We start from the raw sequence: 13350 nt of genomic DNA, 5'->3' as shown, positions 1-13350 counted from the left end.
CGGAGCAAGACTCCAGTTCAACGCGGCTTTCGCCCCTTTTGGGCAGGGCTTTCACCTTCCGACGGCTGCCATGGCACCGAGCGGACGACCTCCTGGCGTCAGGCTGACGACCCGCTGTCGCACCTCGGCGACCCGCTGTTGTGATGCGGACGACGGCTGCCGTCGAGCCGACGAGTTCCTGTGGGCGGCTGTCGAGCCGGGCCCCGAAGGTGTGATGCACTCGTGACCGCCGGCTCCCGGTGCCGCTGCCCCCTTCCGACGGTCCGGCCGGGCTTCCACGAGCCCGGCCCGTCGGCCCAGTGGTACTACTTCTCCTCCGGCACCCGCGGCGGGCTGACCGTCGTCCGCGGCGAACGGCGCTGGGACGATGTGCGCACGATCAGTTCGGTCGGTATCACCTGCTCGACCGGGTGCTCCGACTCGACTCCCTCGATGGCGTCGATGAGGAGCTGGACCACGGCCGTGCCGATGCGCCGGGGCTTCAGGGAGAGCGTGGTGATGGGCGGCTCGGTGTTGGCGTACACCGTGGACTCGCTGCAGCACACCAGCAGCAGATCGTCCGGGACGCGCAGACCGTAGCGGCGGGCGGCGGCCAGCAGGTCGGTGCCGTTGGGGTCGAAGAGGCCGTAGACGGCGTCGGGGCGGTCGGGGCGGGCCAGCAGCCGGTCGGCGGCGACGGCGCCGGCACACGGGTCGTGCGCCGGATAGGCTTCGTACACCGGGTCCTGGCCGACCCGTTCGCACCAGTGCAGATACGCGGTGGTCGACAGATGGGTGTACGTGTCCGTCGTCGTCCCCGTGAGCAGACCGATCCGGCGGGCGCCCGCGTCGGCGAGATGGTCGAGGATGCCGAGTACGGCGGCCTCGTGATCGTTGTCGACCCATGCCGTGACCGGGAGCGAACCGGCCGGGCGGCCGTCGGAGACGACCGGCAGGCCCTGCCGGACCAGCTCGCTGACCACCGGGTCCTGGTCGGAGGGGTCGATGACGACCGTGCCGTCCAGGGCGACGTTCGACCACACGTCGTGGCGCGAGGTCGCGGGCAGGATCACCAGGGCGTAGCCGCGGGCGAGTGCGGCCGAGGTCGCGGCGCGGGCCATTTCGGCGAAGTACGCGAACTCGGTGAAGGTGAAAGGTTCATCCCCGTACGTCGTCACGGTGAGGCCGATGAGCCCCGACTTGCCGGTACGGAGTGTGCGGGCGGCGGCCGAGGGGCGGTACCCCAGCCGGTCGGCGACCTCGCGGACATGGCGCCGGGTGGCGTCCGGGAGCCGGCCCTTGCCGTTGAGGGCGTCGGACACGGTCGTGATGGAGACCCCGGCGGCGGCGGCGACGTCTCTGATGCCCGCTCGACCCGGCCGACTGCCTCGACGTGAGGTTTCCGCGCGGCTCACCTGGTGCTTCCCTGCTGCTGTCATGGCGAGCCGATAGTAGGGCTCAGGCGGTGGGGTAGTGCGGACGCATATGCACGCGTTGACAGGCACGTTTCTGCATGGTCATAAGGGGTCAACTGCCTTAGAAAGAAAGTCAGTTGAACGATCCAATGGCAGGACGTGACTTGTCGGCGCGCATGGGCCTGCCAAGGGCCCGATGTTTCGAAGAGGTCTCAACTCACCTTGACGAGCGATGCGCGCCACGGCGTGAGCCACCGGCGCGTAGATATATGTGCGACGCGCCCCCCGTTTCGTACATCTTCATGCGGTGATGCCCCTGATGCGGGTGGGGCTGATGTGGTTTGCGCCTCACTGTTTCCCGTCGCTCCTCACCTGTACGCAGGAGCGCCGAATCCTCATAAGGTGAGCAGTATTGAAAGCCGGCGGCGCGGACGGTCCGCCGGGGGTCGCGAGGAGGACTGCGGTGAGCGAGACGAGCCCGAAGCTGCGCGCCGAGCTGGAGGGTATCCCCACCTACAAGCCGGGCAAGCCCGCCGCGGCCGACGGCCCGGTCGCCTACAAGCTGTCCTCCAACGAGAACCCCTACCCTCCGCTGCCCGGGGTCATGGAGTCGGTGACCGCGGCCGCCGCGAACTTCAACCGCTACCCGGACATGGCGTGCGGCGGGCTGATGGACGAGCTGTCGGAGCGCTTCGACGTCCCGCTCTCCCATCTGGCCACCGGCACCGGCTCCGTCGGCGTCGCCCAGCAGCTGATCCAGGCCACCAGCGGCCCCGGCGACGAGGTCATCTACGCCTGGCGGTCCTTCGAGGCCTACCCGATCATCACGCAGATCAGTGGTGCGCGATCGGTGCGGGTGCCGCTCACGCCGGGCGATGTGCACGACCTGGACGCGATGGCGGACGCGATTACCGACCGGACCCGGCTGATTTTCGTCTGCAACCCCAATAACCCGACGGGCACGGTCGTACGGCGGGCCGAGCTGGAGCGGTTCCTCGACCGGGTGCCCCGCGATGTCCTGGTGGTGCTGGACGAGGCCTACCGGGAGTTCATCCGCGACCCGGAGGTGCCGGACGGCGCGCAGCTCTACCGCAGCCGGCCGAACGTCTGTGTTCTGCGTACCTTCTCGAAGGCCTATGGACTCGCCGGGCTGCGCGTAGGGTTCGCGATCGCGCATGAGCCGGTGGCGGCGGCGCTGCGTAAGACGGCCGTGCCGTTCGGTGTGAGCCAGCTTGCGCAGGAGGCGGCGATCGCCTCGCTGCGCGCCGAGGACGAACTGCTCGGCCGGGTCGGTTCGCTGGTGTGCGAGCGTCAGCGTGTGGTCGACGCGCTGCGCGCCCAGGGCTGGACGGTGCCCGAGACCCAGGCCAACTTCGTCTGGCTGCGGCTGGGAGAGGACACGGCCGCCTTCGCGGCTGCCTGCGAACAGCACGGCGTCGTGGTCCGGCCGTTCCCCGGCGAGGGTGTGCGGGTGACGGTCGGAGAGCACGAGGCGAACGACATCTTCGTGAAGGTGGCGGAGTCGTTCCGCAAGGAGCTCTGAGGAAGCCTTACTCGTCCATGAGTGCCACGCTGCCCGGGTCGCCGTCGAGGCGGCCCGAGACGTTGCACGGGCTCGCGAGGCGGCACTCGTCGCCTCGCGAGATCGGTGTGGGGCCGTAGGGGAGGGCGAGAGCCTCGCCCTCCGGCCAGAGCGCGATGGTGCCGGGCGCCACGATCTGGTGGGCGTCCGTTTCACGTGGAACGGAGACGCCAGGCGTCGCCGTGGGCAGGGGAAGCCCCTGTGCGCCATGGGCCCACCGGCCCTTTTCGGCCAGGTCCGTCGGATTCTACTTAGGACCCCCCACCCCTCCGACATCGAACGGTCATGCGTCATAATTGCTTGTGAATGTGAACGCGTTCACAAGCGTGTCCCGGTTGCTCCGCCGTTGTGTGTGACATAAGGGGCAAACTGCCGCTTGACCACGGCATGTAAGGAGATTGTCGACGTGGACTTGGCTTTGGCGCCGGAGACACTGGCGCGTTGGCAGTTCGGCATCACCACCGTCTACCACTTCCTGTTCGTGCCCTTGACGATCTCGCTGGCGGCCCTTACGGCCGGCCTGCAGACGGCGTGGGTGCGCACGGAAAAGGAGAAGTACCTCAGAGCGACCAAGTTCTGGGGCAAGCTTTTCCTGATCAATATCGCGATGGGCGTCGTCACCGGCATCGTGCAGGAGTTCCAGTTCGGCATGAACTGGTCCGACTACTCACGCTTCGTCGGCGACATCTTCGGCGCACCGCTCGCCTTCGAGGCCCTGATCGCCTTCTTCTTCGAGTCCACCTTCATAGGTCTGTGGATCTTCGGCTGGGACAAGCTGCCCAAGAAGATCCACCTGGCCTGCATCTGGATGGTCTCGATCGGCACGTTCCTGTCGGCGTACTTCATCCTCGCGGCCAACTCATGGATGCAGCACCCCGTCGGCTACCGGATCAACCAGGCGAAGGGGCGTGCCGAGCTCACCGACTTCTGGCACGTCCTGACCCAGAACACCGCGCTGGCCCAGGCTTTCCACACGCTCGCCGCGGCCTTCCTGACCGGCGGCGCCTTCATGGTCGGCATCGCCGCCTACCACCTGTCCCGCAAGAAGCACATCACGGAGATGAAGACCTCGCTGCGGCTCGGTCTGATCACCGTGGTCATCGCCGGTCTGCTCACCGCGGTCAGCGGCGACACCCTCGGAAAGGTCATGTTCAAGCAGCAGCCGATGAAGATGGCCGCCGCCGAGGCCCTGTGGGACGGCCAGGACTCCGCACCGTTCTCGATCTTCGCGTACGGAGATGTGGAGAAGGGCCACAACACGGTCGCGATAGAGGTGCCGGGCGTGCTGTCCTTCCTCGCGAACGACGACTTCAACTCCTATGTGCCCGGCATCAACGACGTCAACAAGGCCGAGCAGCAGAAGTTCGGGCCCGGTGACTACCGGCCGAACATCCCCGTCACCTTCTGGTCCTTCCGCTGGATGATCGGCTTCGGCATGGCGTCCTTCGCCATCGGTCTGGCCGGACTCTGGTTGACCCGGAAGAGGTTCATGCTGCCGCAGCACCTGCGGGTGAGCGAAGACGAAGTGCCGCATCTGGTCCTGTTCAAGAACAAGGCGTTCGGCCCGAAGCTCACCACCTGGTCCTGGCGCATCGCGATCTGGACCCTGGCCTTCCCGCTGATCGCCAACTCCTGGGGCTGGATCTTCACCGAGATGGGCCGCCAGCCCTGGGTCGTCTACGGCGTCCTGCAGACCCGCCACGCGGTCTCCCCCGGCGTCTCCCAGGCCGAGGTCCTCACCTCGATGACCGTCTTCACCCTGCTGTACGCGATCCTCGCCGTGGTCGAGGTCAAGCTGCTGGTGAAGTACGTCAAGGCCGGCCCGCCCGAGCTCACCGAGGCCGACCTCAACCCGCCCACGAAGATCGGCGGCGAGGCCCGTGACGCCGACAAGCCGATGGCCTTCTCGTACTAGGCCGAGGGAGCTGCAGTCATGGAACTTCACGACGTCTGGTTCGTCCTGATCGCCGTCCTGTGGATCGGCTACTTCTTCCTGGAGGGTTTTGACTTCGGAGTCGGCATCCTCACCAAGCTTCTCGCCCGGAACCGGGCCGAGAAGCGGGTGCTGATCAACACCATCGGCCCTGTCTGGGACGGTAACGAGGTGTGGCTGCTCACGGCCGGCGGCGCGACCTTCGCCGCCTTCCCCGAGTGGTACGCCACGCTCTTCTCAGGCTTCTATCTGCCGCTGCTGGTCATCCTGGTCAGTCTGATCGTCCGGGGTGTCGCCTTCGAGTACCGGGCGAAGCGGCCCGAGGAGAACTGGCAGCGCAACTGGGAGAACGCGATCTTCTGGAGCTCGCTGATCCCCGCCCTCCTGTGGGGTGTGGCCTTCGGCAACATCGTGCGGGGCGTGAAGATCGACGAGCATGCCGAGTACGTCGGCAGCGTGTGGGATCTGCTGAATCCGTACGCGCTTCTCGGCGGCCTGGTGACGCTGACGCTGTTCACCTTCCACGGTGCGGTGTTCACCGCGCTCAAGACGGTCGGGGACATCCGGGAGCGGGCGCGGAAGCTTGCGCTGAGGGTCGGCCTCGTCACGGCCGTGCTGGCTGTGATCTTCCTGCTGTGGACGCAGGTCGACAGCGGTGACGGCAAGAGCCTGGCGGCCATGATCGTGGCGGTCGTCGCACTGGTCGCCGCCCTGGTGGCCAACCAGGCGGGCCGCGAGGGATGGTCGTTCGCCCTGTCCGGTGTCACGATCGTGGCCGCCGTGGCGATGCTCTTCCTGTCGCTCTTCCCGAACGTCATGCCGTCCTCGCTCAACGGTGACTGGAGCCTCACGGTCACCAACGCCTCGTCGAGCCCGTACACCCTGAAGATCATGACCTGGTGCGCAGGGATCGCCACGCCGATCGTGCTGCTCTACCAGGGCTGGACGTACTGGGTGTTCCGCAAGCGGATCGGCACGCAGCACATCGCCGAACCCGCGCACTGAGTCTGGCAGGAGGGGTGTTCACCACGTTTCACGTGAAACACCCCTCCTCGGGCCGAAGGGCATGTTTCACGTGAAACCAATCGATCCGCGTCTTCTGCGTTACGCCCGCGCCACGCGACTTTTCCTGGTGGCGGTCGTCGCCCTGGGTGCCCTCGGCGCCGGACTCGTCATCGCCCAGGCCATGCTCATCGCCGAAGTGGTGGTCGGCGCCTTCCAGCACGGCCGTTCGGCGAGTGAACTGCGCGCCGCCCTGGTGTTGTTGGTGGCCGTCGCCGGCGGCCGTGCGCTGGTTTCCTGGCTCACCGAGCTCGCCGCGCACCGGGCGAGCGCGGCAGTCAAGTCCGAGCTGCGCGGACGGCTCCTGGAGCGCGCAGCGGCACTGGGCCCCGGGTGGCTGAGCGGACAGCGGACCGGTTCCCTGGTCACCCTGGCCACGCGTGGTGTCGACGCCCTCGACGACTACTTCTCCCGCTATCTGCCGCAGCTGGGGCTCGCCGTGGTCGTACCGGCCGCGGTGCTGGCGCGGATCCTCACCGAGGACTGGATGTCGGCGGCGATCATCGTCGGCACTTTGCCGCTCATCCCCCTCTTCATGGCGCTGATCGGCTGGGCCACCCAGTCCCGGATGGACCGTCAGTGGCGGCTGCTGTCCCGGCTCTCGGGGCACTTCCTGGACGTCGTCGCGGGGCTGCCCACCCTGAAGGTCTTCGGGCGTGCCAAGGCGCAGGCCGACTCCATCCGCCGTATCACCGGTGAGTACCGCCAGGCGACCATGCGGACCCTGCGGATCGCGTTCCTCTCCTCCTTCGCGCTGGAGCTGCTCGCGACGCTGTCGGTCGCGCTGGTCGCGGTGACGATCGGCATGCGGCTCGTCCATGGCGACATGGACCTGTACACCGGGCTGCTCATCCTGGTGCTGGCGCCCGAGGCGTATCTGCCGCTGCGCCAGGTGGGGGCGCAGTACCACGCGGCGGCGGAGGGACTTGCCGCCGCCGAGGAGATCTTCGCCGTGCTGGAGACGCCGGTGCCCGAGTCCGGGACCGGGCCGGTGCCCTCGGGAGCGCTCGCCTTCGAGGGCGTGACGGTCCGGTATCCCGGGCGGTCCATGGATGCCGTGACGGATGTCTCCTTCGCCGTCGACCCCGGAGAGACCGTCGCCCTGGTCGGGCCGAGTGGTGCGGGCAAGTCGACGCTGCTGAACGTCCTGCTCGGGTTCGTACGGCCCAGTGAGGGCCGGGTGCGGATCGGGGGAGTCGATCTGGCCGACGTCGACCTGGACCAGTGGCGCTCGTGCATCGCCTGGGTGCCGCAGCGGCCGCACCTGTACGCCGGGACCATAACGGAGAACGTACGGCTGGCGCGTCCCGACGCGGACGACGAAACCGTACGGCGGGCGCTGCGCGACGCGGGAGCCCTGGAGTTCGTGGACGCGTTGCCCCAGGGGGCCGGCACCGTGCTCGGCGAGGACGGGGCCGGGCTCTCCGCCGGGCAGCGGCAACGGCTCGCGCTGGCCCGGGCGTTCCTCGCCGACCGGCCCGTACTCCTGCTGGACGAGCCGACGGCCGCGCTCGACGGGGCGACCGAGTCCGAGGTCGTGACGGCGGTGCGACGGCTGGCGGTGGGGCGGACCGTCCTGCTGGTCGTGCACCGACCGGCATTGCTCGGTGTCGCCGACCGCGTGGTGCGGCTGGAGGCTGCCGAGTTCTCCGCCGCTGCGGCCACCGCCTCCCCCGCTTCCGCCGTTGCCGGGTCGCAGGACGCGCGCTCCGTCGAGGCGGTGCCGGCCGGCGGTCCTGCCGAGGACGGGCCCGAAGCGGGCCCCACCAAGCCCAAGGGGCGGGTGCTCGCCCGTGTCCGCGCTCTCGCCGGCCCTCGACGCGGACGCCTCGCCCTCGCGCTGCTGCTCGGGAGTCTGGCGCTCGGCTCTGCCGTCGGGCTGATGGCCACCTCCGGGTGGCTCATCTCGCGTGCCTCGCAGCAGCCGCCCGTGCTGTATCTGATGGTGGCCGTGACGGCGACCCGGGCCTTCGGCATCGGGCGGGCCGTGTTCCGGTACGCGGAGCGGCTGGTGTCGCACGACGCCGTGCTGCGGATGCTGGCCGACACCCGGGTCGCCGTGTACCGGCGGCTGGAGCGGCTGGCGCCCGCCGGGCTCCGTACGGCCCGCAGGGGTGACCTGCTGTCCCGGCTCGTCGCCGACGTGGACGCGCTGCAGGACTACTGGCTGCGCTGGCTGCTGCCCGCGGGGGTCGCGGTGGCCGTGTCCGCCGGGTCCGTGGCGTTCACCGCCTGGCTGGTGCCCGGGGCCGGAGCCGCGCTCGCGGCGGGACTGCTCGCGGCCGGGATCGGCGTACCGCTGCTGACCGGCGCCGTGGCGCGGCGCGACGAGCGACGGCTGGCGCCCGCCCGGGGAGACCTCGCGACGCGAGTGACCGACCTGCTCACCGGCACCGCCGAGCTGACGGTCGCCGGCGCGCTGCCCGCCCGTACCGACGCGGCCCGGCGGGCCGACGGCACCCTCACCCGGATCGCCTCGCGCGCCGCCACCGCCACCGCGCTCGGCGACGGACTCACCGCGCTGATCTCCGGCCTGACCGTGGCGGCCACCGCCCTGCTGGGCGCCCAGGCGGTCGCCGGGGGCCGGCTGGACGGGGTGGCGATGGCCGTGGTCGTCCTCATTCCGCTGGCCGCCTTCGAGGCTGTCCTCGGACTGCCGGTCGCCGTGCGGTACCGGCAGCGGGTGCGCCGGAGCGCGGAGCGGGTGTACGAGATCCTGGACGCCCCCGAGCCCGTACGGGAGCCGGAGCGGCCGCGGCAGGCGCCCGCGTCACCGTTCCCGGTCGTGGTGAAGGGGCTGGCCGCCAGGTACTCCGGGCAGCACCGGGAGGCGCTCACCGGGCTCGACCTGGCACTGGAGGAAGGGCGCCGGGTCGCCGTGGTCGGACCGTCCGGGTCCGGCAAGACGACCCTCGCCCAGGTGCTGCTGCGGTTCCTCGACCCGAGCGCGGGCTCCTACACGCTGGCCGGTGTGGACGCGTACGCGCTGGACGGCGACGATGTACGGCGGCTCGTCGGACTGTGCGCCCAGGACGCGCACCTCTTCGACAGCTCCGTCCGCGAGAACCTGCTGCTCGCGAAGAAGGACGCGACCGAGGCGGAGCTGAGGGACGCGCTGGCGCGGGCCCGGCTGCTCGACTGGGCGGACGGGCTGCCCGACGGGCTCGACACGCTCGTCGGCGAGCACGGCGCGCGGCTGTCCGGCGGACAGCGACAGCGGCTGGCGCTCGCCCGCGCGCTGCTCGCCGACTTCCCGGTCCTCGTGCTCGACGAGCCTGCCGAGCACCTGGATCTGCCCACCGCCGACGCGCTCACCGCCGATCTGCTGGCCGCCACCGAGGGTCGTACGACGCTGCTCATCACCCACCGTCTCGCCGGACTCGACGCGGTGGACGAGGTGATCGTGCTGGACGAGGGACGCGTGGTGCAGCACGGACCGTACGCCGAACTGGCCGCCGCGGACGGGCCGTTGCGCACCATGGTGGAGCGGGAGGCCGAGGCGGAGTTGCCGGTGGGAGTCCGCTGAGGCGGTCTGCCGGGCGGGGTGCGCTGACACGGTCCCGCCGTACGGGCAGGCCCGCCCGCGGCCCGATGAGGCTACGCCCGGGCCGTCAGCAACTGTTCGATGACGACGGCCACGCCGTCCTCGTTGTTGGCGACCGTCCGGCCCGACGCCGCGGCCAGCACGTCCGGGTGCGCGTTGCCCATCGCGTACGACTGACCCGCCCAGGTCAGCATCTCCACGTCGTTGGGCATGTCCCCGAAGGCGACGACCTCCTCGTGCGAGATGCCGCGCTCGGCGCAGCACAGGGCGAGGGTGCTGGCCTTGGAGACGCCGGGGCCGCTGAGCTCCAGCAGGGCGCTGGGGCTGGAGCGGGTGACGTTCGCACGGTCGCCGACGGCGAGGCGGGCGAGGGTGAGGAACGCGTCGGGGTCGAGATCCGGGTGATAGGCGAGGATCTTGAGCACCGGCTCGGCGGCACCCGGGCCGTCGGACGCCAGGAGCTCCTCGGCCGGCGCGAGGTTGTCCGGTATCTCCATGTGCAGCTTCGGATAGGCCGGTTCCTGGTGGAAGCCGTATGTCTGCTCGACCGCGTACACCGTGCCGGGCGCCGCGTCGCGCAGCAGGCGTACGGCGTCGAGGGCGTTCTGCCGGGCCAGTTCGCGCACCTTCACGAACCGGTGGGTGCCGGGGCCGCCGTGCAGGTCGACGACGGCGGCGCCGTTGCCGCAGATCGCCAGGCCGTGGCCGTGGACGTGGTCGCTGACCACGTCCATCCAGCGGGCCGGGCGGCCGGTCACGAAGAAGACCTCGATGCCCGCTTCCTCGGCGGCGGCCAGCGCGGCGACCGTACGCGGGGACACCGACTTGTCGTCACGCAGCAGGGTGCCGTCGAGGTCGGTGGCGATCAGCCGCGGCGGGACGACGGGGCTGCCTGCCTGCTCGAGCGCGGTCGAGAGTTTGGGGGAGGCCGGGGTCTCGGGCGTTCCGGTGGCTGAGGTCACCGGGTCATTCTCGCGCATATGCCAGCACGGCAGTGCGAGAGCCCGCACAGATGAGACACAGATGACGTGTGGCCGACGGCGATGTGGCCGGGTGGCACCGGGCCGGGTCAGTCCAGTTGCGCCAGGGCCTCCATGGCGATCTGCTCGAAGACCTTCTCGTCCGCGGCGAAGTCCGAGTCGGGGATGGGCCAGTGGAGCACGATCTCGGTGAAGCCCAGCTCCTGGTGCCGGCCCGCGAAGTCCACGAACGCGTCCAGGGACTCCAGCGGGCGGCCGCGGTCCGGGGTGAAGCCGGTGAGCAGGATCTTCTCGAGGCCGGCCACGTCCCGTCCGAGCGTGGCGCAGGCGTCGGCCAGCTTCTCGGTCTGGCCGCGCAGCGCACGGACCGACTCCTCCGGCGTGCCGTTCTCGTACAGCTTGGGGTCGCCGGTGGTCACCCACGCCTGCCCGTACCGCGCGGCGAGCTTCAGCCCGCGGGGGCCGGTGGCGGCCACCGCGAAGGGCAGCCGGGGGCGCTGCACACAGCCCGGGATGTTGTATGCCTCGTGCGCCGAGTAGAAGTCCCCCTCGTACGACACCGAGTCCTCGGTGAGCAGCCGGTCCAGCAGCGGTACGAACTCGGCGAGGCGGTCCGCGCGCTCGCGCGGGCTCCACGGGTCCTGGCCGAGCGCCGTGGCGTCGAAGCCGGTGCCGCCCGCGCCGATGCCCAGCGTGATCCGGCCGCCGGAGATGTCGTCGAGCGAGATCAGCTCCTTGGCGAGGGTCACCGGGTGCCGGAAGTTCGGCGAGGTCACCAGCGTGCCCAGGCGGAGGTGGTCGGTGGCGGCCGCGGCGGCGGTCAGCGTCGGTATGGCGCCGAACCACGGACCGTCGCGGAAGCTGCGCCAGGTCAGGTGGTCGTAGGTGTAGGCGGTGTGGAAGCCGAGCTGCTCGGCACGCGTCCAGGCCGAACGGCCGCCTTCGTGCCAGCGACGGTACGGGAGGATCACGGTGCTCAGACGCAGACTCATGCGTTCGAGACTAAGGGGACCCCACGACCAGGGCCGAAACGGTCACCGTATGCGGCCGCTCAGCCACGGGGTGAGGCCGAGCGGAAGGGGGGTCAGTGCGGCTCGGCGAAGCGGAGGTACTCCGGTGGTACGGCCTGTGTCAGCCACACGCCGTTCGCGCTGATGTGGAAGACATGGCCGGCGCGGTGCATGGCAGCCGCGTCGACGGTCAGTACGACGGGGCGGCCGCGGCGGGCCCCGACCCGGGTCGCGGTCTCGCGGTCGGCCGAGAGGTGTACGTCGTGCCTGTTCATCGGTCTGAGCCCCGCCGCGCGGATCGACTCCAGGTTGCGGGCGACGGTCCCGTGGTACAGGTACGGCGGCGGGGTCGCCGGGGGCAGTCCGAGGTCGACCTCGATGCTGTGGCCCTGGCTGGCGCGGATCCGAGTGCCCTCGACGGCGAACCGCTTCTTGTCGTTGGCGGCCACCACATGGTCGAGCTCGGCGCGGCTGAACCGGAATCCGTGCGCGGCCGCCGCGGCGATCAGGGTGTCGATCTCGACCCAGCCGCCCTCGTCGAGCGTGAGGCCGATCCGTTCGGGCTGGTGCCGCAGGTGCTTCGAGAGGTACTTCGACACCTTCACGGTGCGCCTCTCGTCCATCTCTCTTTCCTTCACTCCACCAGCGTGCGGGAGAGACGCGGATCACGCAGGTTATTTTCGCTCGGAGGTTTGGTCCACAACCAAGTCCTGTTATCCACAGGGGAATTGACGAAGTTGTGGACAAGTGGTGGGCGATTCAGGGAGTTTCGTCAAGATCCTTCATGGAGGCGTGACTTGTCATCAGGTCGTCCAAGAGCCGGGCGCGCACCTCACGTTCGGCTGCCAGCGCGATGAATTCGGCAGCCCGTTCGGCACCAACCAGCCGTTCCACAGCCTGGATCGTGTCCGCCGGGATGGGTACGGGACGGCTCTCCTCGACCGGTTTTCGTGGATCTCCCGCGCCCAGTTGTCGGCGCAGATGACGGGTGGCGAACAGGCGCATCGCGCGGGCGAGTTCGGCGTCCACGGTCTGCTGCGCGAGGGGGCGCAGACGTCGTACGAGCGAGGCCGCCTCCGCCGCCCGGTCGTCGGTGAGACGGTGCGGGTCGTCCAGGTACCGGGCGAAGACGTGCTCGGTCGTGAACTCCAGGAAACGGGTGGCTATGTGCTCGACCTGGACCCTCAACTCCCGCAGGTGGCTGGTGATCGCGGACAGCGGGACTCCGGCCGTGTGCAACTCGACTGCGACAGCCAGCTCTTGGGGGCTCGGCACGAGGAACGAGTCGGGGTCTGCGGGTACGGGTTCGAGCACGCCGAGTTCGACCGCCTCGGCCACGGCGTCGTCGTCGGGGGTGCCGCCGAAGCGGGCGTCCAGCTCCGCGCGGGAGACCCAGGAGGGCTCCTCGTCGGTCCACGGGCCCTCGACCTCGGTGACCAGGCCGAGGACGCCGCCCAGGCCGCGGCCGGTGTCCCAGGCCTCCAGGAGTTCCTTGATGGAGGCCAGGGTGTAGCCGCGGTCGAGGAGGTCGGCGATCTGGCGGAGGCGGGTGACGTGGACGTCGGAGTAGACGTTGGCCCTGCCCCGGCGTTCGGGGCGGGGGAGGAGGCCGCGGTCCTGGTAGGCGCGGATGGTTCGCACCGTGGTGCCGGTGTGGTGGGCCAGGTCTTCGATGCGGTACGTGGAGTTGGCCGGGGGGTCGGTCATGTGGAGTTCCTTGGTGGGGTGCCCGGGGTTGGCGCTGGGCGGGGGTGGTCGCGCAGCCCGGCGCTTGCGGGGTGCCGCTGCGCCCACCCGTGCCGCCTGGGGGTCCCCCTGCTCGAAGAGCTTGGGGAGGCACGACTG

General features: G+C 70.1%; 9 protein-coding genes and 1 pseudogene. 4 read left to right on the top strand and 6 right to left on the bottom strand.

Annotation, left to right across the window (positions count from 1 at the left end):
• Positions 1 to 305: 305 nt before the first annotated feature.
• A complete protein-coding gene (locus ACZ4EG_RS17860; protein WP_453556462.1) occupies positions 306 to 1418 on the bottom strand; it encodes a LacI family DNA-binding transcriptional regulator in 1113 nt (370 codons plus the stop codon).
• 439 nt (positions 1419 to 1857) lie between these two features.
• On the opposite strand from ACZ4EG_RS17860, the gene hisC reads away from it, so the two are divergent.
• Entirely contained in the window at positions 1858 to 2937 is a 1080-nt protein-coding gene (hisC, locus tag ACZ4EG_RS17855; RefSeq protein WP_467791219.1) for a histidinol-phosphate transaminase, read from the top strand.
• Between the two features lie 7 nt (positions 2938 to 2944).
• On the opposite strand, the pseudogene ACZ4EG_RS17850 reads toward hisC, so the two are convergent.
• Positions 2945 to 3148: pseudogene (locus tag ACZ4EG_RS17850) on the bottom strand (cyclophilin-like family protein); the annotation flags it as partial.
• A 234-nt stretch (positions 3149 to 3382) separates the two neighbouring features.
• Between ACZ4EG_RS17850 and ACZ4EG_RS17845 the strand changes: the two are divergent.
• The 3 genes from ACZ4EG_RS17845 (at position 3383) to cydD (ending at position 9497) form a co-directional block, all read left to right on the top strand.
• Positions 3383 to 4891 carry a cytochrome ubiquinol oxidase subunit I gene (locus tag ACZ4EG_RS17845; protein WP_467791218.1) on the top strand — a complete coding sequence of 503 codons (1509 nt, stop codon included), beginning with the start codon at positions 3383 to 3385 and terminating at the stop codon, positions 4889 to 4891.
• 18 nt (positions 4892 to 4909) lie between these two features.
• A complete protein-coding gene (cydB, locus tag ACZ4EG_RS17840) occupies positions 4910 to 5914 on the top strand; it encodes a cytochrome d ubiquinol oxidase subunit II (RefSeq protein WP_390708384.1) in 1005 nt (334 codons plus the stop codon).
• A gap of 61 nt (positions 5915 to 5975) precedes the next feature.
• Positions 5976 to 9497 (top strand): thiol reductant ABC exporter subunit CydD, encoded by a 3522-nt coding sequence (gene cydD / locus ACZ4EG_RS17835; protein WP_467791217.1) that lies wholly within the window; start codon positions 5976 to 5978, stop codon positions 9495 to 9497.
• A 71-nt stretch (positions 9498 to 9568) separates the two neighbouring features.
• Here cydD and ACZ4EG_RS17830 read toward each other — a convergent pair whose 3' ends face one another.
• From ACZ4EG_RS17830 to ACZ4EG_RS17815, 4 genes are all read right to left on the bottom strand, one after another.
• Positions 9569 to 10495, bottom strand: coding sequence for an HAD-IIB family hydrolase (locus tag ACZ4EG_RS17830; protein ID WP_467791216.1), 927 nt, complete (start codon positions 10493 to 10495; stop codon positions 9569 to 9571).
• A gap of 89 nt (positions 10496 to 10584) precedes the next feature.
• Complete coding sequence (locus ACZ4EG_RS17825) at positions 10585 to 11487, bottom strand: LLM class flavin-dependent oxidoreductase (protein ID WP_467791215.1); 903 nt, start codon at positions 11485 to 11487, stop codon at positions 10585 to 10587.
• Between the two features lie 92 nt (positions 11488 to 11579).
• Positions 11580 to 12128 carry an RNA 2'-phosphotransferase gene (locus tag ACZ4EG_RS17820; protein ID WP_453556480.1) on the bottom strand — a complete coding sequence of 183 codons (549 nt, stop codon included), beginning with the start codon at positions 12126 to 12128 and terminating at the stop codon, positions 11580 to 11582.
• A gap of 136 nt (positions 12129 to 12264) precedes the next feature.
• On the bottom strand, positions 12265 to 13212 hold the full coding sequence (locus ACZ4EG_RS17815) for a MerR family transcriptional regulator (protein ID WP_467791214.1): 948 nt from the start codon (positions 13210 to 13212) through the stop codon (positions 12265 to 12267).
• Positions 13213 to 13350 lie beyond the last annotated feature (138 nt).

The sequence above is a fragment of the Streptomyces sp. NPDC025638 genome, from assembly GCF_055558775.1.
The sequence above is the reverse complement of the archived record's forward strand: the minus strand, read 5'-3'. Positions and strand labels throughout refer to the sequence as shown.